This window comes from Chryseomicrobium excrementi (genome assembly GCF_002798305.1).
Lineage (GTDB): Bacteria > Bacillota > Bacilli > Bacillales_A > Planococcaceae > Chryseomicrobium > Chryseomicrobium excrementi.
Genome location: NZ_PCGR01000004.1, coordinates 198950 through 222720 on the forward strand (window position 1 = coordinate 198950; position 23771 = coordinate 222720).

Annotated in this window: 28 protein-coding genes, 1 pseudogene, 1 riboswitch and 1 other annotated feature; of the genes and pseudogenes, 8 read left to right on the forward strand and 21 right to left on the reverse strand. The window is 42.8% G+C overall.

All coding sequences use genetic code 11. The features are described 5' to 3' along the window. Positions 1-465: 465 nt before the first annotated feature. Positions 466-1014: a GNAT family N-acetyltransferase gene (locus tag CQS04_RS12140; protein ID WP_100354386.1), complete on the forward strand. Its 549-nt coding sequence runs from the start codon at positions 466-468 to the stop codon at positions 1012-1014. Between the two features lie 270 nt (positions 1015-1284). Here the strand turns inward: CQS04_RS12140 and CQS04_RS12150 are convergent, their stop codons facing one another. Both CQS04_RS12150 and CQS04_RS12155 read right to left on the reverse strand, forming a co-directional pair. Next, the gene (locus CQS04_RS12150; RefSeq protein ID WP_100354388.1) at positions 1285-1488 is read right to left on the reverse strand and encodes a hypothetical protein; all 204 of its coding nucleotides are present in this window, start codon (positions 1486-1488) and stop codon (positions 1285-1287) included. A 235-nt stretch (positions 1489-1723) separates the two neighbouring features. Continuing rightward, positions 1724-2179 carry a hypothetical protein gene (locus CQS04_RS12155; protein WP_100354389.1) on the reverse strand — a complete coding sequence of 152 codons (456 nt, stop codon included), beginning with the start codon at positions 2177-2179 and terminating at the stop codon, positions 1724-1726. A gap of 219 nt (positions 2180-2398) precedes the next feature. Here CQS04_RS12155 and CQS04_RS13850 point away from each other — a divergent pair, with 219 nt between their 5' ends. Beyond that, entirely contained in the window at positions 2399-2596 is a 198-nt protein-coding gene (locus CQS04_RS13850) for a hypothetical protein (protein WP_165775537.1), read from the forward strand. Between the two features lie 342 nt (positions 2597-2938). Then, positions 2939-3568, forward strand: coding sequence for a class I SAM-dependent methyltransferase (locus CQS04_RS12160; RefSeq protein ID WP_100354390.1), 630 nt, complete (start codon positions 2939-2941; stop codon positions 3566-3568). Positions 3569-3609: 41 nt separating this feature from the next. On the opposite strand, the gene CQS04_RS12165 is transcribed toward CQS04_RS12160, so the two are convergent. The 10 genes and pseudogenes from CQS04_RS12165 to CQS04_RS12210 all read right to left on the reverse strand — a co-directional run bounded on the left by CQS04_RS12165 (position 3610) and on the right by CQS04_RS12210 (position 12359). After that, entirely contained in the window at positions 3610-4317 is a 708-nt protein-coding gene (locus tag CQS04_RS12165; RefSeq protein ID WP_100354391.1) for an ABC transporter permease, read from the reverse strand. Then, entirely contained in the window at positions 4314-5165 is an 852-nt protein-coding gene (locus CQS04_RS12170; RefSeq protein WP_100354392.1) for an ABC transporter ATP-binding protein, read from the reverse strand. Before CQS04_RS12170 ends, CQS04_RS12165 begins: the two co-directional genes overlap by 4 nt. A 144-nt stretch (positions 5166-5309) precedes the next feature. Beyond that, the gene (locus CQS04_RS12175) at positions 5310-6230 is read right to left on the reverse strand and encodes a LytTR family transcriptional regulator DNA-binding domain-containing protein (RefSeq protein ID WP_100354393.1); all 921 of its coding nucleotides are present in this window, start codon (positions 6228-6230) and stop codon (positions 5310-5312) included. 100 nt (positions 6231-6330) lie between these two features. Further along, positions 6331-7659, reverse strand: coding sequence for a 2-hydroxycarboxylate transporter family protein (locus tag CQS04_RS12180; RefSeq protein ID WP_342745781.1), 1329 nt, complete (start codon positions 7657-7659; stop codon positions 6331-6333). Between the two features lie 150 nt (positions 7660-7809). Next, positions 7810-8514 (reverse strand): response regulator, encoded by a 705-nt coding sequence (locus CQS04_RS12185; protein WP_100354394.1) that lies wholly within the window; start codon positions 8512-8514, stop codon positions 7810-7812. After that, positions 8511-10109, reverse strand: a complete 1599-nt coding sequence (dcuS, locus tag CQS04_RS12190) for a DcuS/MalK family sensor histidine kinase (protein WP_100354395.1) — start codon at positions 10107-10109, stop codon at positions 8511-8513. Before dcuS ends, CQS04_RS12185 begins: the two co-directional genes overlap by 4 nt. Before the next feature lie 83 nt (positions 10110-10192). Further along, positions 10193-10660, reverse strand: a complete 468-nt coding sequence (gene ribH / locus CQS04_RS12195) for a 6,7-dimethyl-8-ribityllumazine synthase (protein WP_100354396.1) — start codon at positions 10658-10660, stop codon at positions 10193-10195. 15 nt (positions 10661-10675) lie between these two features. Next, positions 10676-11281, reverse strand: a pseudogene (ribB, locus tag CQS04_RS12200) (3,4-dihydroxy-2-butanone-4-phosphate synthase); the annotation flags it as partial. Positions 11282-11296: 15 nt separating this feature from the next. Beyond that, positions 11297-11941, reverse strand: coding sequence for a riboflavin synthase (gene ribE, locus CQS04_RS12205; RefSeq protein ID WP_100354398.1), 645 nt, complete (start codon positions 11939-11941; stop codon positions 11297-11299). Next, positions 11922-12359 carry a dihydrofolate reductase family protein gene (locus CQS04_RS12210; protein WP_165775538.1) on the reverse strand — a complete coding sequence of 146 codons (438 nt, stop codon included), beginning with the start codon at positions 12357-12359 and terminating at the stop codon, positions 11922-11924. The genes ribE and CQS04_RS12210 overlap by 20 nt, the downstream gene beginning before the upstream one ends. Further along, positions 12344-12490: riboswitch (FMN riboswitch) on the reverse strand. It overlaps the preceding gene by 16 nt. A 115-nt stretch (positions 12491-12605) precedes the next feature. Here CQS04_RS12210 and CQS04_RS12215 point away from each other — a divergent pair. Next, entirely contained in the window at positions 12606-13229 is a 624-nt protein-coding gene (locus CQS04_RS12215; RefSeq protein WP_100354400.1) for a flavodoxin family protein, read from the forward strand. A gap of 38 nt (positions 13230-13267) precedes the next feature. Here CQS04_RS12215 and CQS04_RS12220 read toward each other — a convergent pair whose 3' ends face one another. The 3 genes from CQS04_RS12220 to CQS04_RS12230 all read right to left on the reverse strand — a co-directional run bounded on the left by CQS04_RS12220 (position 13268) and on the right by CQS04_RS12230 (position 14998). After that, complete coding sequence (locus CQS04_RS12220) at positions 13268-13618, reverse strand: immunoglobulin-like domain-containing protein (RefSeq protein ID WP_133118825.1); 351 nt, start codon at positions 13616-13618, stop codon at positions 13268-13270. A gap of 161 nt (positions 13619-13779) precedes the next feature. Beyond that, positions 13780-14679: a GNAT family N-acetyltransferase gene (locus tag CQS04_RS12225; protein WP_100354402.1), complete on the reverse strand. Its 900-nt coding sequence runs from the start codon at positions 14677-14679 to the stop codon at positions 13780-13782. 52 nt (positions 14680-14731) lie between these two features. Beyond that, the gene (locus CQS04_RS12230) at positions 14732-14998 is read right to left on the reverse strand and encodes a hypothetical protein (protein ID WP_100354403.1); all 267 of its coding nucleotides are present in this window, start codon (positions 14996-14998) and stop codon (positions 14732-14734) included. A 192-nt stretch (positions 14999-15190) separates the two neighbouring features. Here CQS04_RS12230 and CQS04_RS12235 point away from each other — a divergent pair, with 192 nt between their 5' ends. Both CQS04_RS12235 and CQS04_RS12240 read left to right on the forward strand, forming a co-directional pair. Further along, complete coding sequence (locus tag CQS04_RS12235) at positions 15191-16054, forward strand: GNAT family N-acetyltransferase (RefSeq protein WP_100354404.1); 864 nt, start codon at positions 15191-15193, stop codon at positions 16052-16054. 67 nt (positions 16055-16121) lie between these two features. Beyond that, positions 16122-16433 carry a hypothetical protein gene (locus CQS04_RS12240; RefSeq protein ID WP_100354405.1) on the forward strand — a complete coding sequence of 104 codons (312 nt, stop codon included), beginning with the start codon at positions 16122-16124 and terminating at the stop codon, positions 16431-16433. A 24-nt stretch (positions 16434-16457) separates the two neighbouring features. Here the strand turns inward: CQS04_RS12240 and CQS04_RS12245 are convergent, their stop codons facing one another. The 5 genes from CQS04_RS12245 to CQS04_RS12265 are packed head-to-tail and all read right to left on the reverse strand — an operon-like array spanning position 16458 to position 19118. Beyond that, a complete protein-coding gene (locus CQS04_RS12245; RefSeq protein ID WP_165775539.1) occupies positions 16458-16883 on the reverse strand; it encodes a hypothetical protein in 426 nt (141 codons plus the stop codon). Between the two features lie 41 nt (positions 16884-16924). Beyond that, the gene (locus tag CQS04_RS12250) at positions 16925-18238 is read right to left on the reverse strand and encodes an amidohydrolase family protein (protein WP_100354407.1); all 1314 of its coding nucleotides are present in this window, start codon (positions 18236-18238) and stop codon (positions 16925-16927) included. An 18-nt stretch (positions 18239-18256) separates the two neighbouring features. Beyond that, positions 18257-18454 carry a hypothetical protein gene (locus tag CQS04_RS12255; protein ID WP_100354408.1) on the reverse strand — a complete coding sequence of 66 codons (198 nt, stop codon included), beginning with the start codon at positions 18452-18454 and terminating at the stop codon, positions 18257-18259. A 15-nt stretch (positions 18455-18469) separates the two neighbouring features. Beyond that, positions 18470-18661 carry a hypothetical protein gene (locus tag CQS04_RS12260; RefSeq protein ID WP_100354409.1) on the reverse strand — a complete coding sequence of 64 codons (192 nt, stop codon included), beginning with the start codon at positions 18659-18661 and terminating at the stop codon, positions 18470-18472. A 19-nt stretch (positions 18662-18680) separates the two neighbouring features. Then, positions 18681-19118 (reverse strand): hypothetical protein, encoded by a 438-nt coding sequence (locus CQS04_RS12265; protein ID WP_100354410.1) that lies wholly within the window; start codon positions 19116-19118, stop codon positions 18681-18683. A 230-nt stretch (positions 19119-19348) separates the two neighbouring features. Further along, positions 19349-19585: a binding site (T-box leader), on the forward strand. Between the two features lie 51 nt (positions 19586-19636). On the opposite strand from CQS04_RS12265, the gene ileS reads away from it, so the two are divergent. After that, the gene (ileS, locus tag CQS04_RS12270; RefSeq protein ID WP_100354411.1) at positions 19637-22729 is read left to right on the forward strand and encodes an isoleucine--tRNA ligase; all 3093 of its coding nucleotides are present in this window, start codon (positions 19637-19639) and stop codon (positions 22727-22729) included. Between the two features lie 93 nt (positions 22730-22822). Next, positions 22823-23332, forward strand: coding sequence for a GNAT family N-acetyltransferase (locus tag CQS04_RS12275; RefSeq protein WP_100354412.1), 510 nt, complete (start codon positions 22823-22825; stop codon positions 23330-23332). Between the two features lie 11 nt (positions 23333-23343). Here CQS04_RS12275 and CQS04_RS12280 read toward each other — a convergent pair whose 3' ends face one another. After that, complete coding sequence (locus CQS04_RS12280; protein WP_100354413.1) at positions 23344-23763, reverse strand: hypothetical protein; 420 nt, start codon at positions 23761-23763, stop codon at positions 23344-23346. Between the last annotated feature and the right edge of the window lie 8 nt (positions 23764-23771).

Here is a 23771-nt window from a genome sequence, read left to right on the forward strand (position 1 = left end):
AGGAAACTATATAACTTCTACTCAGGAGGACAGGATGATGTGGATGAGAATAGGCTTGTTTATACTTGGAGGTATTATCTTAGGAACACTGAGTGGTCAGATTTTGCTTTCTTCTAGAGGCGGCTCAGAGAGCTTACTACCATTCTCTATATACTTTGGGGTTTTCACCTCATTGTTGATCTGTTTGATTTTAGAAGTAAGGGCTATTCGCGAAAAAATCGAAACAAAAAACTAGAGATTTGGAGGAAATTCAGATGACTTTAAAGCGAGCTCTATGGATAATACCTAACATCTCTCTTCATCTTTTATGGATAGTTTGCTTAATATTCGTTGGGTGGAACTGGACTGCAATCCATCAAGAAGGGTTCCTATCCTACTGGTTATTTGTTCTTCCTTCTCTCCTTTTAGTAAATGTTTGGGGAAGTTATCGGATAACTGGATGGATACAAGAAGGGAAGTTATAAAATGCACATACGAAAAGCGAGCGTTCGAGATGCAAAAGCTATTGCGAAAGTTCATGTGGATACGTGGCGTACTGCTTACGAAGGAATCATCCCTACTTCTTTTTTAGAGAATCTTTCTTATCAAACGCGAATGGAATCTTGGGAAATGACTCTTAATAAAGTAGATAACTATGTACTAGTCGCTGTAGATGATGATTCTAAAGTTATTGGTTTCGCGGATACAAGCACGCGGCCAACCAACCTTGAGACCAACTCTACCGATTTGACATCTTTATATCTTCTTCAAGAATACCAAGGGCGCGGAATCGGAAAGTTGTTGATGCAAGAACTCTTCCGCTACTACAATGAACAAAATTATGATTCTGTTTATGTAGAAGTACTAAAAGACAATCCTACTAAAACCTTTTATGAAGCTTTTGGAGCCAAGCATATTGAGGATATCGAAATTAAGATTGGTGAGAAGTTACTAATTGAGAGTATTTATAAATGGGATTTAAAAAGTATGGGCAACATCAATTTTAAAGGGGATCACTTATGTCTAAATACATAATTAGATTTTTTCTAGTATTAATCACTAGTCTATTTTTAATGTTTATATTCCTTGGAATATTTGATGGTGGGGATTATGTAGAGACTTGGGTACTAACTTTTAGCACAATCATCATTTTACTTTTATCATTCATAATTGCACTTTTATATTATTTGATTGATTTAATCAAGAAGACGTCTTAGATATTAAGAGCTATCGATACTCGTAATTACTTTTAACTAAATAATCCAAGCACATCTCATTTTAGAGGGGTGCTTGGATTTTTAGTTATTAATCTGTTCTTTCTCGTCTGCCATATAGAAACAAGCCTACTACTGTAACAAGGCTCACTAGAAAAATAAAAGCAAATAGTTTTTGCTCCCCAAATACTGTTTCTAACAGATCACTGAATCTTGGAACTCCTAGTAATGAAAGTAGTGGGGTTACTAGAAATCCCGCTACTAAACCTAAAATAAAATACCATTTTTTATTCAATTACTTTCTCCTCCTCTTGTTTCTTCCCATAAGTCTTCGAGTCCCAGCCCCATTTAAAAAATGCAGCAAAAGCAAAGGTCAAACCCACTCTGATAATGGCCTCTGTTATTGATATATCCGAGCTCTTAATGAGTAAGATGCCTACTGCAACTAAGAATCCATAGATGAATACAAAAATTTATTTTTCTTCAAACTTGTAACCAATCAAACACCCCATCCCTCATTAGGTACTCATTTATTTCGTCTGCTGTTCATTCAAACGAACTCCTCTAGTAATAAAAATCACAAACAGAAAAATAATCATAAATACTCCAGCCCAGAGCCAAGGATTCATCAACACCTCTTGCAGTTTGAAAGGGACATCTGTTTCATAAATAGCCAATTTGTAGGTTCCATCCACTTCTACAGCAATCGCCTCTGAAATTGGTGTATCTTTAATTTCATAATACGGCGTTCCTTTAGGATAGATATTTGAAGCATCCCCGTAATAGTCTCCCGAATACTCATTCGCTTCTACTTTGACCTCTCCGATTCTCTTACCAATCGTCTCGTCATCCAAAGTGGAATCTATTTGTACGACATACAACTTATGTTCATATACTACAAATTCATATGCCCAGCTCAGAGCTTGTACAGTAGGAGCCAGTAGCAAAAGAACAAAGATAGAGATACCCCAAATTTTCTTGTACAACCTCATCCCTCATTTCTTTTGAGTAAAGTCTACCATGACCACAATAATAATAAACAACACAACTGCAATCAGTAAAAACACCATATCTATCTCTCCTCAATTTGAATTTCATTCAGATGAAGCAAGAGCCAAGAGTTAATCCTAGTTTCTATTCTTTACGTACTACTTCTAGAAAACGTTCCCAATTTCCTTTTAAATTGTAGAAAAATGGTATACTTAATGAAAATGGAGGGAGTGGAAGCCATGTATGTTCTAGGATTTATTGTTGCTTTAGTGTCTATTGGAGTACTAGTCGATCTTCGTAGAGGAAGCTTCAAATCAAGAAAGGCCCATGATACCAACCCTAACCACGTGCAAACCCCTACTGCTGAACAAAGTGCTTTTAACAGTACGAGTCCAGAGGTGCCTTACCCGTAATGTCTTTTGTCGTTTTGTTTCTATTGTCACTAGTAGTATTAGGTGGTTTATTTGTTTTTATGGTTTGGTTTGCAGTACAAATTTTGCGCTCCTAGAAGACCCCATTTAGTTGGGTGATTCTTGGAGTCAAGACATTCTTTATTTCCTTTATTGCTATTCAATTTATTGCATTTGTCTTTTAAAGTAGTTATCTACACTACCACTATGAAGCTGTTTCAAAATTACTGAGAGGGGTTGTTGAATATGAAATTTAGTAAAGAGGTTCAGGAAAAGTAAGTGCTTGGATCACTTTTCCTCCTCCACTCATGACCAAGCATCCATCATGATTACTTGGAGGAACTTATGTTATCAATACAAGGATTTAATTTATGGGCAGATGGCTACGACCAGTCTGTGCAGTTAAGTGAAGAACGAAATGAGTATCCTTTTGCAGGGTATAAAGCCATTTTAAATGCCATCTATCAAGAGATTCGAATGAATCCAGGAAGTTCAGTCTTAGACATTGGAATCGGTACTGGGGTTCTCGCAGCGAAACTTGCTGAGCATGGTCACGCCATTACAGGTATCGATTTCTCAGAAAGTATGTTGGTGCATGCAAAGCAACATATTCCAAACGGGCAGTTTTTACAGTGGGATATTGATAAAGGCGTCCCATCGTTCATTCAAGGAGCCCCTTTTGATGCAATCGTCAGTACGTATACATTGCACCACTTAACAGATCCCGCCAAGCTCCAACTACTCAAGCAGTTGGCGAAATTCTTAAAACCTAATGGCCATCTGCTGATTGGAGATATTTCGTTTCCCACTCGACACTCTTTAGAGGAATGCCGTAAGAAGAATCTTCATCATTGGGATGACGACGAATATTATTTTGTGTATGAAGAGATAGAGCGTGCTCTCTCTAATGAGTTTATTATGGAATATACTCAGGCTTCTCATTGCGGAGGCTGGTACAAAATTAAATTAAGATAGCACAAAAACACGGACTCTCGTCATGAGAATCCGTGTTTTTTCTATTCATCACTCATTCGCTTTTTAAACAGAATTGCTGAAATCACAACCCCTACCACTGCCCATACCGCAAGTACTACCAAACTCATGATGACGTCTGAAGTAGTACCAGCTGCACTATGCTGCTCTAATAAAATCAATTGAGCACTAGGAAGCCATTGAAACACTTCAAGAATCGGATAACGATCTGCAAACAATAATACGAGTGGCCCAAAAGAGAATACAATCATGACAGGAAGAATTCCTACAGACGCTTCCATCACGGTTTTTGTATAAAGACCTACAATCAATCCCATAGCCAAATAGAATACTGTGGAAAGAACCAGTGCACTACTCATTGCCATTAGATTTGAAGGTCTAAAATCAAGCATCCACATGCATAAACCTAGAACGATGACCGTAATCAGAAACACTAGAGAGCTCTTGCCAATCAAGATATCTGCAATGGAAGCCGGAGACAAGAGCAAGCTGCGCAATGTATTGTGCTCTTTCTCTTCTGCAATCAAACAGCTCTGGATGAAGGCCGTGATCATCGCAAAAGTCAGATTGATCGGCATGAAGAGGCTTTGTAGATCCATATCGCCCATCATGCTATAGATAAACGCAAGTGCAAGAGGCATGAGCACCATCGTAGAGATGGCGTAGTTGCGGTAAAACTCTTTATAATCTTTTACAAAGATTGCTTGGATTCGTTTGATGGATACATTCATGATAATTCTCCTCCTGTCACTCGCATGAATAAGTCACCTAACGTCGGTTCATTGGAGTGGATGCGTCGGATGCTCTGAGTGTTTGCCCACTCTTTCAATTTGTCTATAGTCGCTATTTCATTAATAGGTAGTGAATGGGTCTGTCCGCAGACGAGTTCCACTTCCATGACATCCTCTCTATACGAGTCCTTCAATTCTTTTGGGGATCCACTCTCTTTGATTTCTCCCTCATGTAAAAATGCAACTCGGTCACACAATGCTTCCGCCTCGAACATGTCATGAGTTGTCAGTAATATGGTGGTTCCTTGTGCGTTCAATTTCCGCAGACCTTCATGGATATGATGTGTATTTACTGGATCAAGTGCTGATGTAGGTTCGTCTAAAAAAAGCAATTCAGGTTTGTGCAGAATGGCACGAGCCAGAGTGACACGTTGCATCATTCCACGAGAGAGTTCGGATACCTTCTTCTTTTTACTTGAGGATAAATTTACAAACTGTAACGCCTCGTCTATTGCCGACTCTGGAAGTTCGTAGAGTTTGCAATACATGTTGAGATTCTCTTCTATAGTAAGACGTTTATAAAGGCCACTGTTGTCCGTCAACACACCAAACCGTTTTCTGTTGTGCGTCAACTTTATTTGATTGCCCGGCTCTCCAAAAATCGTTACAGTGCCTACAGTAGGCTCCAATTGACCAGTTAAGATTTTGATAATGGTCGATTTCCCAGCACCACTTGGTCCAAGTAGTCCCAAAATCTCTCCTGATTGAATTTCTAAGTCTACATTTCGGATTGCTTCAAATCGATTAAAACTCTTTTTCACTTTTTCCATTTTAATGGTAGTATCCATCAGAACAGCCTCCCTTAAGTTTTTCTACACTGAGTGTATGAAAATTTAGAGAGGCTTGCATTTGGTTTCGTGTGAACAGTCCCCGAATTTCGACGAATGGTGGAATTTCCGACATGAATGGAACAGATTATTTCCCAGGAAATATTAAGATATGCCAAGAAGTTCTTTTAACTGCGTCAGTTTGGCACGAGATATAGGCACCATTGTTGTTTTTTCGACATCCAGTTTGATGCTATAACTATTTTTCGTCCAACTGACCAGTTCACGAACTTTTTGCAAGTTCACGATGTATGATCGATGACACCTGTAGAACCCATAAGGCTGTAAGCGAGCCTCTAATTCTGTCAGAGTCATCGGACTTGAATAAGCCACACCCGCTACATTTATGTACACCGCTCCTTCGATACTTTCAATATAATCCACTTCAGGAGGATTGAAGAGGAGTGTTTTTTCTTGATGCTTTACTTGAATCTTATTGACTTTGAGTTGAGCAGGTTCTTCCTGTTGGGTCACTGCTTCATCTTTGAATTCCATTTTATGGATTCCTCGTTCATCCATTCTATAAATCATATCCGCTACAGGTAGCAAATCTTCCACACTAGTGCTCAGCAACAAAATAGATTTTCCTTGTCTTACGACCCCTTTTATAATTTGCTCAATTACAAACCGATCTTCTTGTTCAATCCGGTGAAAGGGTTCTTCGATGACCACCCATTCCGATTTGGCGCAGAATGGTTTGATGAGATTCAGGGTGTTCCGCTTCGTCTCCGTCAATTTTTTCACTTTTGTACGTGCTTCAGCTGAAAGATCAAATGTCTTTAATAGTTCCGAAATAGACCAATCTGTTTCTGCAAGCTTTGTATAGTATGAAAACGTTTCTTGAACAGTGAGATGAGGGTAATGACCATCTCGCACTTGATGGACGTACGCAGACTTCTCCAGTTGTTTCATCACAACAGCTGCACGTCTCATATCAATCAATACTCCCGTTACTCCCTCTTGAAAGGAGTAGGAGGGAATCCACTGTTTATCTTTTTCAATTACGGGTGTAATAGTAAGTGTCATTTTTTGTCCTCACTTGTCGAATCCGTCTAGTAGCTCTAGCTTACCATGGAAAAACAGACAAAAAAACACGAACATCCGAAGATGCTCGTGTCGTCATCAGTTAAAACAATAAAGGAATGATTAGTCCCGCAAGTAGCAAGATCAATGCCCCACCAAGACGAGAAGAAATCTGTGCAAACGGCATCAGTTCCATACGTTTTGCTGCTGATAGCACGGCAACGTCTCCCGTACCACCCATGTTCGCCATGCAAAGTCCTGCTGTGATAGCAGATTCGATTGGATAGAATCCAACGAAACGACCAACGATACCAGCTCCGATGACCGCACCAAGGACAACACCTAGAACTGTTACGATATATGGGATCGTCATTGCTGCAAGTACGGTCTCAAGATCCGTGTAGGCAATCCCGATTCCGAATAACAGTGCAAACGTCCAGTTCTTCGCTACAAATTTGTACCATTGGTTTGCCCCTTCAAGTACACGCTCTGGTAACCACCCAGCAATTTTAGCAACGGCCACTGCAATAATCATCAAAGCGTATGCGTGAAGTGGGATGAGGCCTGCTAGTAAACCACCAAGAGCAAAGAATGTGATGGCAATCGCAAGACCAATCCCCATCTTTTTAATATCAAACGGTGTTTCTTTCTCTTTAAATTCAAAGCCTTTTAGTAACTGTCCATTACCCGATAGAGACGGACGCTTTTTACCGATAATGTTTAAAACACTCGCAAGAACAATCGCAAATACATTTCCTAAAGCAAGTGCTGGAACGAGCATCGAGATGTAGTATCCAGGGGTATTCCCCATCAGCTCACTATAGATCTGGCTCATCGGAACAGCTCCAGCACCCATTCCGCCACCCATGATTGGCATTGCAATGACGAGTACAGCATCCGCCAATGAGAATCCAACCAGCATGCCGAACAGTGCCGCTACGATTACGGCTCCAATTACAGCTCCGAAGATAGGGATAAAATATTTAAGTCCTACTTTTACAAGTACCTCTTTATCCATACCTAAAATACTTCCTGTGATCAAGGCAGCAATGTAGAAGTCTAGGAAGCCTCCAGTTGTCATGAAATCATTGATCATCGTGACCGTCGCTGCTGGAATCAAATCCGCATACACCATATAAGCGGCTCCAAAGATGGCGACGATAGCTCCTCCACCTAAATACGTACGGACGATTGGCAAACGATCTCCGGCCCAACCAAGTAACTCTCCGAGCACCATCATGACTAACAAGCTGCCAATCATGCCACCTGGTAAGTTACCTGTGTACATACTAACGAGCGTTACAGCTGTTAACACTCCGAACCAAATGAGTGGCAAGCCGAAAATTGTGATACTTTTTCTTTCATCCCCTGTATGAGACAGCATGGTGGACTTTCCACGAACTGCTTCTTGATTGCGTGCTGCAATGGTCATTGTCTTCACTCCCCTTATTTTTCTGAAGAAAACGCTTTCAAACTTTTGTCTAGCATACAAACAAGCACGCATTTGGGGAATCTTATGAAAGTAAACATAGTATTGTAATTAAAAAAAGTGACCTTCTCTATTAAAGAGAAAGCCACTTGTTTATAGTGAAAAAAGTTCAGATTGCAGCGCTTTATTCGTAGTGGAGTAGTGATACACAGGACGTCCCACCCCATATTCTAACTGTTCTTGCAGAAAGCCCTCTGCTGTTAAAAACTTTAAGTATTTTCGAATCGAGACGCGCGACACTGCTGCTGCCTCTGCAATCTCATCTGTTGTAAATCGCTGATTCTCTCTTTCTCTAATCAACTCAATCACTAAATCTAACGTGGTCTTCGTCAGTCCTTTAGGTACTGTAATAACTTCTATTGAAGAGCTAGAACTCTGAAACAACTGATCAATTTGATGCTGATTGCTCTGTTTTGAATCACTTAATAGATTTCGCTGTTTCTGAAACCGGATTAGTGCTGAATGGAGACGTTCAAAAGCAAACGGTTTGATGATGTAATCAATCGCTCCAAAGCGAAGCGCTTGTTGTATGCGCTCCGTCTCAGATGCTGCAGTTACGAGAATGACATCGACTGGGTGGTCTTGCTCACGAAGTTCTTTTAACAACGACAATCCATCTTGGCCTGGCATATGGACATCAAGCAACACAAGGTCGATTTTATGTTCATTCAGTAACGGACGCGCTTCAGAAGGGTGACGTGCGATTCCCATACAGTGAAATCCTTTTAAAGCTTCCACATACCGCTGAATCAGCGATGCCACCATCGGATCGTCTTCGACAATAAGTACGTGAATCAACTCGTTTTCCCTCCTTCCACTGGTAACACAACTTGAATGGTAGTACCGACGCCTGGCTTACCTTCTACTTCTATAGTTCCCTGCAAAGCCTCGACACTCTGCTTGACTAAGTAAAGTCCATATCCTCGATTCTCGCCTTTTGTAGAATGGCCTTTCTCGAAATAGTTCAGAAGGTGTTCTTCCTCCATACCACTTCCATTGTCTTCGACAGTTATCGCCAAGAGGTCGTCCACATAGGAAAGATCGAGAGTAATACTGCCCTCTACATGAACCGATGCAGCTTCAATTGCATTATCAAGTAGATTGCCGATGATCGTAATCAAATCATGCGTCATAGTTCCATGCGACAACATCGGAATTTCCGTCTCGCAAAACACATCGAGAGCAACTCCTTGTTCCTTTGCATTGCTGATCTTTCCTAACAGGAACCCAGACAATACAGGGTCATGAATCTCTTCGGTGAGTCGGTCCGTCTCCGCAATCTGATGCTCCGCAAGTTGCCTTACATAGCGCTTCATATCTTCTACATCCCCGACTTCTGCAAGTCCCAATACCACTTGTAGCTTATTCTTAAATTCGTGCGACTGCGCTCTTAACGAGTCTGCGTAAAGTTTCACTCCCGTCAACTGTTCAGCAAGTCGATTGACTTCGGTTTTATCCCGGAATGTCGAGATAGCGCCGACCACTTGTCCATTCACTTCGATAGGAATACGGTTGACGATGATGGTGATTCCATTGAGGTCCTGTTGTTCATCAAACTCTGAGACACCGGTCTCAAGAACTTGTTCTAAACGAGAGTGTGGCAAATAAGAAGAAACTAGTTGTCCAACTGGTTCTCTGGAATCGATGCCGGCTTGTTTGAAAATTTCTCGTGCCGACTTATTCACGTAGGTGATTCGAGCAGATTCATCGATCGCTACAATGCCTTCACGCACCGTCTGAAACATGCGGTCTCGTTCTTGATAAATCCTTGCGATTTCAGTGGGTTCAAGTCCTAACAGACTTCTCTTGATATAACGAGCTAATAAGATTGCGCCACCAATTCCGAGTAACAACCCGATGGATGAACCGAAAATTATCATTTGGTGATTGTCGTTGATGGCTTCTTCAACGGCATCTAGTGAAATCCCTGTGGAGACTGCACCAATCTGAGTACCCGTGTCATCCCATACAGGGGTGAAAGCACGCACAGAATAGCCGAGCGTCCCCTCTGAGACAGAAATATAGTCTTCTCCTCTTAGGACACGTTGTTCGTCACCTCCAACGAAGCGCTCCCCAATCAACGCTTCATTCGGATGGGACTGCCTCACGCCATCCATATCCATCACGACGATAAATAGGACGTCACTAGCTTGTTGAATGGTAGCTGTATAATCTTGAATCGTCTCTTCAATGTCGGGTGTCTGCAACTCTTCTCGAACCAGCCTGGACTCGGCGACCGTTCTCGAAATAATTCGTGCTTTGTCTTCGAGTTGCTCTTGCGTTTCCTCGCTCGTATGTCGTGAGATGAGAACATCTGTTACAACCAGAGATACGGTTACGACAGCTATGACGAATAGGCTGATCACGGTCGTCAACTTCCATCTCGTTCGCATCGTCTTGTCCCCACCTTTCATTCGACATGTATTTCCCGGGAAATACAGAGCTCGACAAATTCTTTACTTATAGTAGCACACTCTTATGCGAAATTCTTATAGACGTTGGCCATCTCGATAGCAGTAATAGCTGCTTCTGCTCCCTTATTCCCTGCTTTTGTTCCAGCACGTTCAATCGCTTGTTCAATGGATTCAGTTGTCAGTACTCCGAAAATCGTCGGCACTCCAGATTGCAAGCTGACTGCAGAGACGCCTTTTGCGACTTCTGAACAGACATAATCAAAGTGAGGTGTTGCACCTCGAATCACAGTCCCGAGTGTGATGACAGCGTCATAATTTCCACTATCCGCGAGCTTCTTTGCCGCCAGTGGAATTTCAAATGCACCCGGTACCCATAGTACTGTGATGTCTTCTTCTTTGACACCATGACGGCGAAGAAGATCTTCCGCTCCACCTAAAAGCTTACTCGTGATAAATTCGTTGAAACGGGCTACCACGATCCCAATTTTCAAATCCGTTCCTACTAAGTGACCTTCAAGTACTTGTTTCATTATTATTTCCTCCTATATAGTTTCAGTTTTCAAACGGTAGTGTAAGAGCTCTTCAATAGTAATCATGACTAGATCGTGTTTTTCCGCAATCTGTTCGAGTTGTGGTAATCGCGCCATCGTTCCGTCCGGATTCATGATTTCACAGATGATCCCAACTGGTGCTGCACCGCAAAGCCTTGCAAGGTCGACAGCCGCTTCTGTGTGGCCTGGACGCACCTTGACACCACCTGATTTTGCGATGAGTGGGAAGATGTGACCTGGACGTACGAAGTCGTGCGTCGTAGCTGCAGATGCCGTCAATAGTTTTAACGTCTCTGCTCGCTCCTGTGCACTGATTCCTGTCGTTGCTTTTGCGCTGTCGATACTGACAGTAAACGCGGTCCCATAAGGATCTTTGTTGTCTGCAATCATAGGGACAAGCTCAAGACGTGCCGCTAGTTCTTCTGCAACCGGTGCACAGACGAGCCCTCGCCCTTCTGTGATCATGAAGTTTACGAGTTCTGGTGTGGCAAATTCTGCGAGCGCCAGAAAATCCCCTTCGTTCTCCCTGTCTTCATCATCGACTACGATAATGAGACGTCCAAGCTTCAATTGCTCTAATGCCTGTTCTATGGTGTGCATATGCGTTCCTCCTATTTAGGCATAGCCGTTTTTTTGTAAAAAGTCGTGCGTCACTTTGGACTGCGGAGACTTCTTCGCTTCCGCGGCTCCTAAGATATACTTTCCGAGAACATCAAACTCGAGGTTAACGGAGTCTCCCACTTTCTTAGAATGCAAAATGGTCTTGTCGACTGTGTGGGGAATGATAGAAATCATTAGTTCTCGTTGACTGAGTCCAAAAATCGTCAAAGAAACGCCATCGACAGTAATCGAACCTTTCTGAATAACGTAAGGTCGAAAATTCTCTGGAAACTGGATGGTCATTTGAATGGCGTTTTGATTGGCCAGGATGCTAGTGATAGTGCCGACCGCATCGCAATGTCCGGTTACAAAATGTCCGCCGAAGCGACCGTTAGCAGCCATGGCACGTTCGAGATTCACACGGTTACCTGCTTTCAATTGTCCGATGGTCGTCGCAGCGAAGGTCTCTGGCATGACATCAACTGTGAACTGCGTTTTAGAGAATGAAGTTACAGTAAGACAGATACCATTGATGGCAATACTGTCTCCAAGAGCGACGTCTTGTAGAATAGTCTCGGCTTCAATTGTCAACGTCATCGCTTCCTGAGAACGACTGACTCGCTTAATCGTGCCAAGCTCTTCAATAATGCCTGTGAACATGGACTTCCCTCCTTTCGTTTTGGAGTTGATCCTGAAAAATCATATTAGTGATTGGAATAGTGTGCTCGGAGTTGAGCACGATGCGAATGGGATGGTGTCCACCTCGGGGTCGTCGGGTGGTGAGAGAAGGATGTTTGTGAAGAATGGTTTGTGTGCCTACTAAGGGAGCATCATACCTACTTCGAAGACTGTGCAGATCTTCGTTTACCGCGTGTGATGCAATCCGTTTCCTTTTGCCAATTGGTGTGGTCGACTTCCTGAATTCCTGATCGGTCATAGAGTCCCTCCTTATAAGTTGTCTTCGTTTTTGTCGTGCACAAAAAATCCCCCACCTTTTGAAAGGTGAGGGAGAAAAAAGCAGCACAAAAAAGCGTTTCAAATCGATTGATTTAAAAACGTTGTGTTTTCCTTCTCCCATCCAGACTTTTACTGTCGGCTTTGGAGTTGCACCAAATCCACCGTTTTCTTTTCACAGAAACCGGGTCACGGACTAAGAGGCCTTGCCTCATCACCGCCGGTTGGGAATTGCACCCGACCCCGAAGGAAATCCTATTCACGCCCTAACTATACCAAAACCATATTTGTCTGTATACAGACAACCGTTTCGTTTGAAAACGTCACAACAAGGGAATCGGAGAACAACTTTGTCTTAAGGAGGATTTGCATGACTTTAAAAGCAGTATTTTTAAATGCCTCACTCAAAGCGTCTGACGAACCGTCTCATACAGATGCATTAATAGAAGAAGTTCAAGTCCATTTCAAGAGCAACCATGTGGAGTCTCAAGTCATCCGTCTCGCTGATTATCAGATTGCCTATGGAATTGCAGGTGATATGGGAGAAGGTGACGAGTGGCCCCAAGTGTTTGACAAGGTGAAAGCAGCAGATATCGTGATTATCGGGACGCCACTTTGGTTAGGTGAGAAAAGCAGTATTGCCACGCTTGCCATCGAAAGACTTTACGGGAGTAGTGGCGAGACGAACGAAAAAGGACAAGCGATCTACTATAATAAAGTGGGTGGCGTCGTGGTGACCGGAAACGAAGACGGGGCCAAGCATGCGTCTGCCTCCATTCTCTACGGTCTTTCACATATCGGATTTGTCATCCCTCCAAATGTGGATGCGTACTGGGTAGGTGAAGCCGGTCCTGGTCCCTCTTACCGAGACACCGATCGAAGCAATGCATTCACTAAAAAACATGCAGAAATGCTCGCATACAACACGATGCATTTAGCACGGCTGTTGAATGAACATCCGATTCCTGCTGAGGGGAATCTCTTGAACGATTAAAGAGGAAGGCTTATAGGCCCTCCTCTTTTTTCTTTAGTTTATTGTGGAATACTAAATTCGGCTGCTAAATTATACCTACCTGATTCATCACCAACATTGAATAGTATCCGGTAGTCTCCGGAATCCATTTCTCCGTATATTCCTCGCCAGTCAATCGGAATATCTGTAGTAGAATTTGACTCAGTACCCAAACCTTCATCTGCAAATTCGAACTTACCACCGAGTACGTCATTGACCACATACCATTCACCATCGATAGTTTCTTCAAGTGAGAATGCTCCGTTATATCTGATAGCTTTATCAGAACTATTAACGATTCGCAAAGTCAATCCCTCTGGAGTCACTGTGCTCTCAACAACCTCAAGTACGACTTGCTCTAACGTGTTCACTTCCTCGACATCCGATTTCTTTAGTTCGGCTGAATCGCTGGAGAGAAGACAACCAGAAATGACACTGAGACTAAGAATAAAAGAAATTAGTAGTATTTGGCGCATTTTTAGAGTCCCCTTCTTCTCATATTAGTGTCCAATTCAAATGTCACATTAAAGAATCATGTCTTGCTGAGGGACAGCTTCTCTTTGTATGCTTTCACGAGTTTGTCGATGGCAATTCCATCAATCGTCATTCCTTCGATATCTGAGTTTCGGATGGTCAATCCTCTGAGATTGCAGTTATCCATAGTTGTACCTTGAATATCGCATCGTTCAAAAGAGATGGGCGTTGCTTCGTATCCAAGATCTGCATCTTTAAACTGCACGCCTCCTAAACTAGTCAAATTGAATATAGAACCTGCAAAATTCAAATCACTAAACCGACTCTCTCTGTAATTGATATTTCTAAATTTCGATTGATAAAAATTACAGTTCGAAGCTTGAAAGCCAATTAAGTTACTATTGGCAAACACAACGTTCTCTTGGTTTATTTGATAAAATTCTTTCGATGCTGGAAACTCAGAAGAATAATTTAGTCGTAAATCATTAGATACTGGCATTCTTTTCAGGTAATGATATTCTTCATCAGTTTGAAATGTAGTATGATAGCCTACCTTTTCATAAAACGCGTGATTGTTGATTTGGCGAGCCGAAGTTTCAAGCTCCCAAATTGCCACAGTCGGAAATGCTTCTTCAATCCACTGCATCGCCTTTTTCCCGAACTGGTTCCCTTGATACTCCGGCAAAATAAATACACGATCCACTCTTCCAAAGGATGTTCCTGTAAGTGTAAGAATGATACCTCCAATCACTTTAGAGTCCAGCAAAATTTTGTAGTACTCGAGGTCTTCAATCATGTATCTAGTCATTTCCAAAGAACCGTAGCCCGGTGGCTGGATATTGTAATCAACAACAGTCTCATCCTTAATCCAAGTCTCTTTCTCTTTATCAAATGTTGCTCTCATTATCTTCGTGAGTTGGTCCGCATCTTTTAAAGTTGCTTTCTGTATGGCAATCATGTGTTCCTGCCCCAATCTATTTTTATTCTACTTCTGTCGACTCGTTAAGGGACTACGAATCTTTTCTTACTTTCCAATAATGTTCGAGTTCTGCAGCTAGATGGTTCGCCTGAAAACCTTGTATTTGCCGTTTCCCCGTATTTTCAAACGCCACTAAATCTTCTACTTGAACATATGTCCGATCGATTTTACGAAAGAGAAATCTGTTCCCTTCGTATTCCCCACTTCGGAAATTATCCAAAGTGATGAAATCGTAAATTGTCTTATAAGTTTCTTCATCCATGAGCTCATCTTCAAACATTTGATGTAAATACGGCATTTGCGTCCTCCTACTGAATCAACTCTCGAATTTCATGTGCAGTTCCCCATTAATTTTCATTTCATTAAATTAACGATATCTATATGGATGACATTCGGAAAACCCATTTTTTATTTACAGAGACTTCTACTTTCTTCATACTACTAGATAGTATGAAGAGAAGAAATACTTTTCACAGAACGGAGCGGTAACGTGACAACTTATTTACGAATACATGCTTCTCAGCTAGACATGGCGGCCGAGTGGTTAGCAAACGTCAATAGCCAAATGACCTCTCACTCTGGCTATTGTGGCACATCAAAAGAAGAAATCTTAGAAAGTCTCCGAGAAGATTTCATGGAAGGTGATTCGACTTCTCTTGTTGCGGAGCTTGAAGGCGAGACTATTGAAGGTTTGATTGGATTTGATTATGAAGAGAAGCTAGCGGAAGTATGGGGACCTTTTCACCTCTCCTCTGACATTCCAACTATTATGAAATTGTGGAACTATGCATGGAGTGAATTCCCACAGCTTAGTGAATTTTCGTTTTTCTTACATAAGGACAATATTCAGCAACAAACTTTCATGGACCATATGCAAGCAGAGCTTCGCGGAAAGCATTTGTATTATAAAATCCAGCAAGCTGCGAAAGCCAAACCACAAAAACTTACACTTGAGCCATTTTCTACTCAAAACAGCCAGAAATTCGTAGAGCTCCACAATACCGAATTTCCTGGTACGTATTATGATGCAAAGACGATTCTAGATCGTTCGCAACAACAAGGTCATACGCTTTATTTTGCTTATTTAGAAAATATGTTTATTGGCTATACGTACTTTGAGGAGGGAACAGAATCTATCCATCTCGAGTATTTTGCACTAGCGCCTAATTATCGTGGGCAAGGACTCGGGGAAGAATTACTTCGTCTAGCCCTTGATCAAGTGACCTCTATTGGGAATTTCTCCGATGTAACATTGACGGTAAATTTATTAAACGATGTAGCCAATCCTTTATACGAAAAAGTTGGTTTTCAAGTAGAGAACGAGCTTTGGCATTATAGTTTGAGTACCAAATAAAATTTCTATAATTTCCAGTATATTCATGGTAAAGTTAAGAAAAATGATTCTGCTAAGGGGACTTTGTATGAAAAATTTTATACTTGGAATTGTACTCTTTGGGGCAGGCACTGTTTTGACGAGTGCAACTCTACTTGCTGCTACAATTTATGCAACGAGTGCTGCATCCCAGTCAGGAGATTCTAAAGTTCGTTCTGTCTTATTCTCTGGGAGCTATGTAGATTCAGAACCTCTCTTGTTAGGATTTCCTTTTGTAGTAGGCATCCTGTTATTTCTGTCGGGAGGTACCATAATTTTTGTCCACTGGTACAAAGACTGGTTGCAAGAAGCCGATGCAAAGGTAGATCAAATTAAAAATGAAGCACCTCAGAACAGTTAGGATTTCTAACTCTCCTGAGGTTCTTTAGTATTTAAGGTATTTGGATGTAACGTCGTCTAATGTATTGAATTCTTTAAACCAATTTATCGCTTCATCCTCTAACTCTTCGTCTATGATTACCATTTGATTATGAATCTGTTCTCGCTTCAATTCTTCTTCTTGTGTCACCGCTTTCTCTTTAGTCAAAAGAGAGTGTCCAAGTGACTGTATGTCATTAGATAGTAGCACCCATTCTCCACCATACGAATTTATGCGACTCGCTTCTGTTATCAGACGAATTCCAGTGCTAATTCTTTCATCATCGGAGAGTTCCAAATAGGAATTATCCGTATAAAGCTCTATCAGTCTAACGCTCGTCTGATATTGTATGCCTTTTTCTGTTTGAAGAGCCAGGAGTTCTTTATGTTCTGTATAAGTGAAGAACGATAGGCTAAGAAAAGCAATACTCAAAAAATAAAATGCATATTTCAAAGGCTCATTCTCCTTCATTTTTAAATCTCTACCGTCTGAAAATAAGCTTCCCATTCCGCAAATCTCTTGAGCATGGTCTCTTGATCTGGAATCTCGGTCATTAATTCATCCGGACTATAAACAACACCTTGTTTGACGATGCTAACTGTCGACAAAGTGTTTTCAATGTTTTCTAGCGGGTTCGCATTTAAGACAAGTAAATCCGCCACCGCTCCATTCTCAATTCGACCAAGATCCGGTCTTCCCAACGAATCAGCCGCGACGGAAGTTGCACTCTTTAAGGCTTCTATTTCTGTGAATCCTGCCTCAACTAACAATTGCAGTTCTCGATGAAGTGCAAGACCTGGATATGTGGAGATGCCGGCAGGTGTATCGGTCCCAGCGACAACGATTCCTTCCATTTGGTGATACAGATAGCTGATTCGCTGAATGGTCTTAGTTTGGATACCAAACGAAGATTGACCGGCTTTGGCAGCTGCCATACCTGGCCAATGAACAAATTGATACCCTCCGGCTTCAAGATGATGAATCACAGGATGTTCCGGCTTCCAGTACTCTTCCGCTCGGTTCATTTGATCATAGAGGACAAGTGTTGGACAAAGTTTCACCTGATGTGCGAGCAATAGTTTACAAACATCAAGTATCTTTTCATCATCCGGCTCATCCCAAGGGATCTGTTGCCACACTTCTGAAGGTGCATCCATCGTCCAGTCTGGATAAAGATTTTGGACAATTCCAGATGCATGTTCTAACCAGTCGACTCCCATCTTTGCTGCGCTGAGTGCTGTCACATCTTTTGAATACACGAGATCTGTGCTGACCTCTTTCCCGTGCTTTTTCGCTTCCATTACGACCGCTTCAAAATTCTCAGAGCTCAACCATCCGTATGTCTTGATAAATGCTGCTCCAAGCTCTACCTGTCTTCTGACTTCTGCTATTGCCTCTTCAACCGTCGACACATTTTTATTAAATGGCGAAGTTTCTCCCCAAAGTCCTGGGGGCCCATCAATCAAGCGGTCTGTAGAAATCACGCGAGGCCCCATGCCTTTTCCGTCCGCTTCCATCATTTCTCGCAGTTCATGGACGCTTCCAGCGGTATTGCGAACTGTAGTGATTCCAGCAGCTGTGAAATAGTTCGCGAAGTGTTCTTTGATATGAACATGCATATCGATCAGTCCTGGAATCAGCCACTTGCCTGTGCAGTCGAGTTGCTCGCCTCCTTTGTAATCTAGGTCTTTCCCTACTCTCACTATGTATCCGTCTTGAACAAGTACATCTTGTTTCTCAAAAGTACCCGTATGACTAGTAAACACAAACCCGTTTTGCAATAGCATGGTCCATCCCCCTTATCTCTATCTCAACCAATCCACTATCACCGGAAACAGCATTGTCACTATAACACTCTGAATGGCAGTGACTACTAAATCTGATTTCCATGAGCGAGTTTCCATTCCCCACCGTTTCAAACGAAGAATTGCGAAGAACAGAAGCCACCAGATACATACAGATGCCAGTAATACTCCAAACCCTCCATAAAAATCAAGCCACACAAATGGTCCCCCTTACTAATTCAACATCTGTAAATATGCGAAAATTGCTGGAAGAATCAAAGCTACTCCTAGAGACAACACTGCTCCTAATCTGGCTTGCTTGGCTTCGCGCTGCTCATCCGCCTTCAAATGTATAAAGAAGGTTAACGCAAAATATAAAGTAAAACAGTACATGATTGCAATGGCACTGGTCGTTAAAAAGAACATCTCATTTCCCCTTTTCTGATTATAAAGCAGCTTTCCGGTCAAACTGTTTCAACGCTAGAATAGTAAGTAAGACCACATAGATTGGAACTGCTGCAACCATTACGGCAGTGAGCCAATCTGCAACTAGCTGCGGGACTACTATTTCTATCATCAGCAATACTGCCAGTGACACTAGAAGTACACCCAGAACCTTCGCTACTGAAAGTTTCAACTTCTTCAATGCGAGCAAAGTACTGCTCCAGAATAATCCAATTAAAGCTAGTACTAAAGAAGACCTCCACAACAGCTCTAGTTGCGGGGTACTTTCCATCCCGCTGATTTGCAGAAAAAATAATCCTAGTGCAAATAGTACGACTGCCCCGTTAAGTAGTGCTAAGCTCTTTCTTTTCAAATACCAAAAGAGAAGTGGACTACCCAGCGCCATGAATAGAGTAAAAGTGATCACTACATCTTGCATCCTCTGTCCTCCTTACTTTCGCTTCAAAAACACAAAAGAAAGTACTACTCCTACAATCAGAACAATTGCAATAAGCGCTACCAAGACAAACAATAAATTGCTCATTACCCGTCACCTCATCTCTTTTTAATGTTTACGATAAAAATTCAAGAAAGTTCCAATCCAAAGAAAAAATTTAGAATCGTTGACTATTCCATTTCGCATGTTACAATTAGTTCCAATAAAAGCATACAAATTCGTTGATGAGAAAGAGTAACGTTTCAATCTGTTCCCCAGAGAGCTGACACCTTGGTGCAAGTCAGTGTACAGATGTTGCGTGAAAATCCTCTCTGAGAAGCTTGGCTGAACCTGTTTTAAGCCGAGTCGGGAGTCCTCCGTTACAAGGAACACGTATGATTGTACGTTGCTGAGTGCTATTGAGTGATCGATAGAATTAGGGTGGTATCGCGGATAACTCCGTCCCTTCTTGGGGCGGGGTTTTTGGTGTGTTTTTAGAAATTTGAAAGGAGCGAATGAAGATGAATCAAAAGAAATCAAATGAAACCGTTGTGGAGCGCGAACAGCGGATTCGCGGCCACTGGAACGAATATCAAACGTTTCACCAGTCTGTCCAGCAAAGAACAGATGCAAAACCATTTGTCTTTTATGAAGGACCGCCTACTGCGAATGGTCTTCCTCACGTCGGCCACGCTTTTGGTCGCACTGTGAAAGACGTCGTATCTCGCTACAAGACGATGCAAGGCTATTATGTAGAACGTAAAGCCGGTTGGGACACCCATGGTCTTCCGGTAGAACTGGGTGTGGAGAAGCAACTGGGCATCTCAGGTAAGCAAGCTATTGAAGAGTACGGAGTCGCTCCTTTCATAGAACGCTGTAAAGAAAGTGTCTTCACCTATGAGAAAAGATGGCGACACTTCACTGAAGAACTCGGCTACTGGGTCGATATGGACGATCCGTACGTGACACTGAGCAATGACTACATCGAAAGTGTCTGGTCGATCTTGAGTCACGTGCATAAGGAAGGGTACCTCTACAAAGGACACCGCGTCTCCCCATATTGCCCGAGCTGCCAGACGACACTGAGCTCACATGAAGTGGCACAAGGCTACAAAGACGTCAAAGACTTGTCCGCGACCGTGAAGTTCCGTTTGGCGGAGCAACCTGGCACAGCGTTTCTTGGTTGGACGACCACCCCGTGGACGCTACCAGCAAATGTCGCTCTCGCTGTTAATCCTGACCTGACGTATGTTCAAGTTACTCATCAAGACGAGCAGTTGGTAGTAGCAAAAGATTTGGTGGTTAAACTCTTTGGCGAGCATGCAGTCATCACGAAAGAGTTTCAAGGGAAAGAACTAGTCGGAACTCGCTATCTTCCTCCTTTTGATGCAGTCTCCGTGGAGAATGGGCACGTCGTGCTAGCTGCTGATTTTGTCACAGCAGAAAGTGGTACGGGAATCGTCCATTTGGCTCCTGCTTACGGGGAAGATGATTATAGAGTGACACAAGCGAATGGCTTGTCGTTCGTCAATGTCGTAGGACTTGACGGACGCTACACACAAGCATTCCCGGATCTAACTGGTGTCTTCGTAAAAGACGCAGACGTCTCCATCATCCAGATGCTAGCTGCTAAAGGACTGTTATTCCACAAAGAGAAATATGAGCACAGCTACCCGTTCTGCTGGCGCTGTGACTCCCCGCTTCTCTACTATGCAACTGACAGCTGGTTCATCCGCATGACGGCTCTTCGTGATCAATTACTGGATGCGAACAGTAAGGTGGACTGGTATCCAGAGCATATCAAAGAAGGAAGATTTGGAAAGTTTCTAGAAAACGTCGTCGACTGGAACATCGGTCGCAATCGTTACTGGGGAACGCCACTCAACGTCTGGTCGTGTGAGGACTGCGGTCATGAAGTAGCTCCAGGAAGTGTGGCTGAGTTACAAAATTTAAGCACGACACTGATCTCAGATACGGTAGAGCTTCATAAACCGTACATCGATGAGGTGACCTTACACTGTCCGAGTTGCCAAGGTACGATGCACCGGACTCCAGAAGTAATAGACGTCTGGTTTGATAGTGGTTCGATGCCATTTGCTCAGCACCACTACCCGTTCGAGAATCAAGAGAAGTTTCACCAACAGTTCCCGGCAGATGTGGTCATCGAAGGCATTGACCAGACGCGTGGTTTCTTCTACAGCTTGCTTGCGGTCTCTACGCTGATGACCGGAAAAGCTCCGTATAAATCCGTGTTGTCTCTCGGGCATGTGTTAGATGAACATGGCCAGAAGATGTCGAAGAGTAAAGGGAACGCACTCGATCCGACGGAGTTGATGCACACCTACGGAGCGGACGCGCTACGTTGGTCGTTCCTTGTAGACAGCTCCCCTTGGAATCCAAAACGTTTCTCGACCAAGATTGTTCAAGATGCGAAATCGAAAGTAGTGGACACGCTCGACAATACGTACAAGTTTTATTCTCTTTATGCGGCCATCGATGATTTTGACTACGACGCGGCGAACACAGGTAACCGGACACTTTTAGACCGCTGGATCTTATCTCGCCTGCATAGTACTATTCAAGTAGTGGTCGGCTCAATGGATGACTACCAGTTCACCGCTGCGACACGACAGCTTGCGACGTTACTAGATGAGGTCAGCAACTGGTATGTTCGTCGCTCTCGCACCCGGTTCTGGGCAAGTGGTATGTCAGATGACAAACGCGCCGCGTTCTCCACACTTTATGAAGTGTTGACGACTATAGCTCGTCTACTTGCTCCTTTTACTCCTTATGTGGCAGACGACCTGTATGAAAAACTGACTTCCACAAGCGTGCACTTGGCCGACTATCCGAAGAGTGATGCGTCACTCATCGATTCCTCTCTTGAACAGTCGATGAAACAAGTTTTGCAAATCGTTGAACTGGGTCGCAGTCTTCGCAATGCAACTGCTTTGAAAACGAAACAACCGCTAGCTCGCCTTGTAGTTAGTTTAGGAGAGAACGTGACACTTGATGACGCAGCGATGACCATCGTGAAAGACGAACTGAACGTGAAATCAGTCGAGCGCACGGATTCGCTAAGTGAGTACTTCAGCCTACAAGCGAAGGTCAACTTTAAGACAGCAGGAGCCGTTTTCGGAAAGAACGTCAATGCACTTAAACAAATGGTCGAGAGCCTTTCTTCGGAAAGCCTTCAGAAATTGATGGAGACTGGTTCATTGCAAATGGACTTGGACGACACAGAGTATACGCTGCTACCGGAGCATGTTTTGGTAGAAAAAGAAGTTCGAGGAGGATTTGTGCTCGCTGAAGACTCTGGTGTTTCAGTGTTGCTAGAAACAACCTTGACACCTGGGCTTGTAGAAGAAGGCTATGTACGGGAATTGATCCGTGCGGTTCAAGATAAACGCAAACAGCTCGACCTTCCTCTCGAAGTCTACGTGGACTTATGGGTCGACGGTACTGCTGATTCGGCGGTTATCGTAAAACGGTTTGAATCATTACTTCGCCAAAATGTATTAGTGAACACTCTGCATGTGACGACACTTCCTGAAGAGACTCCTTCTGTTGAGGTGGCGTTTGGGGACGATACCGTCACTGTTGGAATCAAGTAAAACTAATTCGCTAGAGGATTCAATTCCTTTAGCGATTTTTTTATGTTCACTAATTGCGTATACTAGAGAAAATACTGGAAATGAGGATTGGCCATGACTGCTCCACTTACCCTTGAGAGAATCGAAGATGTTTCCTTTAGTCTAGCTGCTTTGACTGAGTTATTGATTGATGTCGTGAATGACGGCGCCTCTATCGGCTTCTTGCCCGGATTGTCTGAGGAAGAAGCTACGGCTTATTGGAAATCGGTTTGTAGTGAGCACACTTTGCTTTTCGTGGTGAAGCAGGAGGACAAAATCGCTGGGACCATCCAACTGCATCTGACGACTAAACAAAATGGTCTTCATCGCGTCGAAATCGCCAAGCTGATGGTGTCCCAAGCTTACCGCCGAAGAGGAATCGCACGTCTTCTAATGGAACATGCGGAAACGACTGCGAAAGAACTTGGCAAGACCTTGATTGTATTAGATACGCGCGAAGGGGATCCATCGAACCTTCTGTATCGCTCTTTAGGTTACATACAAGTTGGCAAGATTCCCATGTTTGCGAAGTCAGATGACGGGAAATTTGATGCTACAGTGATTTATTATAAGTTGCTAGAGTAGCAGACTTCCATCTAAATTTTCTCTAGCCTTTTGAATTTCTTGTCATAGCGAGCTCTATCAATAAGCTCAGGTCGCCATTTGTTAACCAAGTCTTCTCGATCTGCTTTTTCAAATGCCTTAATGATTTTCTTTAATTGAGAGTTATAGGGATATTCAAGATGTTTACCAATTTCAAGGCCCTTTTCGAAAGAGGCCGCGGCTTTGCTAAACTCTTTTAAATCATAATAAAGATAGCCAATCTTGATCCAACCACTGCCTATAATACCTTCTGCGTAATAAGTTGAAGTGGTCATATGGCTCTCTAAAAATTGAGCTGCCTTTTCCTTTTGTAAGGTCACCTCCCAAAACCATGCTTTCCTTAATGCTCTTTCATACTTCTTAATTTCATATTTTTCTTGTCGGTGTACTTTAAACTGCTTGAGCCAAGTCAAGACAGCAC